This window comes from uncultured Ruminobacter sp. (assembly GCA_902764345.1).
In the GTDB taxonomy this organism is placed as follows: domain Bacteria; phylum Pseudomonadota; class Gammaproteobacteria; order Enterobacterales; family Succinivibrionaceae; genus Ruminobacter.
Window position 1 is genome coordinate 1 of sequence record CACWVT010000098.1, and the last position, 3226, is coordinate 3226.

The window sequence follows — 3226 nt, forward strand, 5'->3', positions numbered from 1 at the left end:
CGGAAACCTCACTGAAAAGCCGGAGGACTTCAATGCCTTTATGGAATCCGTGCCGAACAAGGTGCTGAACGCTTTGGTTAACGCCTTCTCGGCTCTCAACATCACCAGCGAGACCAGCTTAAAAAACTAATCCGGGGCAGTTTTACTTTCAGACTGGCGGTGAGAATTGCCCGGGAAATCCACCGCCCAATCTCTGAAGTTCTGGAATATCCCACCACCGAGTTTAACTACTGGTCGGTGGTTTTTCAGGAGGAATACTATGAGGCTCATCCGAAAGAAAGGTACAAAGCCGGAATGACGGAGAGCGATTGTGCCAGAGAGGTTGAGAAGTTTAAACAAATGATGAACAAACGGTAGCGTTATTGATGTACGATTTATCAACAGATTAGGCATCAGATAACAGTTGAATTATTTGTTGATACTAGTTAAATTACTGACATATGAATAGTACGGCCAATTGTTCACAGGAAGTTCCGTCCTGTATCACGGATAAAAATTCAGTGCTGTGATAAAATGACAGCCGATGATGTTGAGTTCGGGGAGGTTAAAGTCATGGGAAGTATTCTGAATCCGACCATGGAAAACAGCTTTGAAACACTGGTTAATTTCAAAGATAAAGACATATTTGTTGATAAAACGGATTTTATAGAAAAGATGTCTGCAAAGATCAATGCAGATAAACGTTTTTTTGCCGTAACCCGTCCCCGCAGATTCGGAAAAACCGTAACGGCCCATATGCTTTTAGCCTATTATTCCAAAGGGTATATCGGCACAAAAATATTTGACGGTCTGCATATTGCTGATAAAGACAACTATGCTGAACATCTCAATAAATATGATGTTATTTACATTGATATGAATACCATCGACGGATTGTTTGATGGTTATTCAGGTCAGAAACAGAAAGTCGAAGGTGTTAATGATCTGGTTGACTATTTCGAGTATTCAGTAATTAAAGATTTAAAATCGAGTAATGAATTTTCAAAATGTCTTGAAAAGCATCAAATTGGAAATATGGGACTTCTGGAAACTTTACTTGCAATCACCCAAGATTTAAATACCAGATTCATTTTTATTATGGATGAATGGGATCTGGTATATCGTGAATACCGTGATGACGAGGTTTTGCAGAAGAAATTTATCAAACTGTTAAAAAATCTGTTTAAATCTGATGGCGGTAAAGCTTGCTTTGCCTTAGCTTATCTCACCGGTATTCTGCCAATCAAAAAATACAATTCCCAATCAGCATTGAATGGCTTTGATGAATATAACATGCTCTCTCCTGGGGATTATGCTCCTTACTTTGGTTTTACGGAAGATGAGGTAGCCAACATTGTAAAATCGCCTAATTGTAAAGTTTCACATCATGATTTAAAGAGCTGGTACGAGGGTTATAAAATCAAAGGTGTGGATATTTACAACCCTAACTCTGTGTGTAAGGCAGTAACTAGAAATGAATGTATCAGTTACTGGAGCGGAACTTCGTCCAATGAGGAATTTGTACGTTTGATCAATATGGATTTTGACGGCATAAAGGAAGACATCATCAATTTAATCGAAGGTGATGAAGTTACTTTCAGCTGTGCCAATTTCCAGAATGATATGGTAACCATAAAAGATAAAAATGATGTCTTCAGTCTTCTGGTATGCCTCGGTTACCTTGGATGTGCCGAAACAAAAAATCAATATCGTAAAGTTGCCTATGTTCCGAATGCCGAAATCAAAGCAGTGCTGATGGATATTGTCAGAGAGCAGAACTGGTATGAACGAATGGAAACCATCAGACGTTCAGAAAACCTGCTCAAAGCTATCAAGGAACTTGACGGAACAACCGTAGCCACAATTATTCAGGATATTCACAATTCTCCGGCTGTAGCTCTGCTCGACTACAATGATGAGGAATCTCTTACGTATTGTGTGATGACCGGTCTTTTATGGTCAACTCTTGATGATTACAGCTATCACCGGGAAGATCAGGCAGGAAAGGGGCGTGTTGATTTAGTGTATGAGCCGATAACAAGGAGACAGCCTCTTATTCTGATTGAGTTTAAGTATGACGATTCCGCTGAAGAGGCCATTAAGCAGATTAAAACAAAGGAATACTTTAAACGTTATATCAAACAATACAGGAACATCATTCTGGTTGGGATAAATTACAGCACTGAAACCAAGGATCATCAGTATGAAGGATCTCCTAACCGAGATCCTTTTTTTATTTTCAGGAATTTCAAATGAACGACAGCACCATCAGGCTTTCAGCCGACACGTCAGCTCTCTCGGATTCACTCTCCAAAATTGCCGAGGAAATGACTGCTATGAAGGACGCTGTTTCCTCCTCGGCTGCTGCCATGGGTGCAAACCTTGATGCCTCGGCAAAACAGGCAGAGGCTACCAATGCCGCAATTCACGGACTTGATGACAGCGTTAAGACCGTAACCGACTCCATCAACGAGCAGACCAAAACTGTTACCGACCTCGGCACACAGCAAAGTAAGGTAACAAAGGAAATCAGCAAGGCCTTAAATACTCAGAATACCCAGCAGAAAGACGCCAACACCACTCTTGCCGAGCAGAAGAAAATCATGCAGGAGCAGGAAGCTGAAATCAAAAAGGTTACCAAGGCTGTGGATAATCAGACCGGAGTTCTGCAGAAAAATGCCGGTGGCTGGAAAATGCTGATGACGGGTTTTGCCATCAAGTTTGCCTCTGAAGTTGTTGATGGTTTTAAGAGCATCATTTCCACCGGACTTGAGGCCTCTCGTGTATATGAGGACATGTCAGCCAAGCTGTCGCCTCTGGTCGGGGATCTGGAAACCGCCCAGAAAACCTTCTGGAGCCTGAACGGCCTTGAGGATGAGACGGCTACCGCCACGGATAAACTCGCCAAAGCCTTTGTAGACTTAGGCAACAACGGACTTACCAATTCCAACGAGCAGCTTAAGACCTATGCCACCATTGCCCACGGTACCGGAAGAGACATCAACACCTTAACCGATGCGGTTATTGCCTTCTCTCAAGGCTCAACCAAAGCACTCCGGCAGTTTGGCATAACTGCAAAGGACAACGGTGACACCATTTCCTTGACCTATAAAGGCTCAACCACCGAAATTGAAAAGAACAGCAAAGCTCTTGACGAGTACCTTTCCAACCTCGCCAAAAACAACTTTGACGGAGTGCTGGAAACAAAACTCAACACTGTATCTGCTGCTACCGGAAGACTGGATAA

1 protein-coding gene and 1 pseudogene are annotated in these 3226 nt (G+C 42.4%); both read left to right on the forward strand.

Going from position 1 to position 3226, the window contains the following annotated elements; all coding sequences use genetic code 11:
• The first annotated feature begins 513 nt into the window (after positions 1–513).
• Positions 514–2235, forward strand: coding sequence for an AAA family ATPase (locus tag QZU58_RS10130; RefSeq protein ID WP_294496498.1), 1722 nt, complete (start codon positions 514–516; stop codon positions 2233–2235).
• Positions 2232–3226 (forward strand): annotated as a pseudogene (locus tag QZU58_RS10135) (hypothetical protein); the annotation flags it as partial. The gene QZU58_RS10130 and the pseudogene QZU58_RS10135, both read left to right, overlap by 4 nt.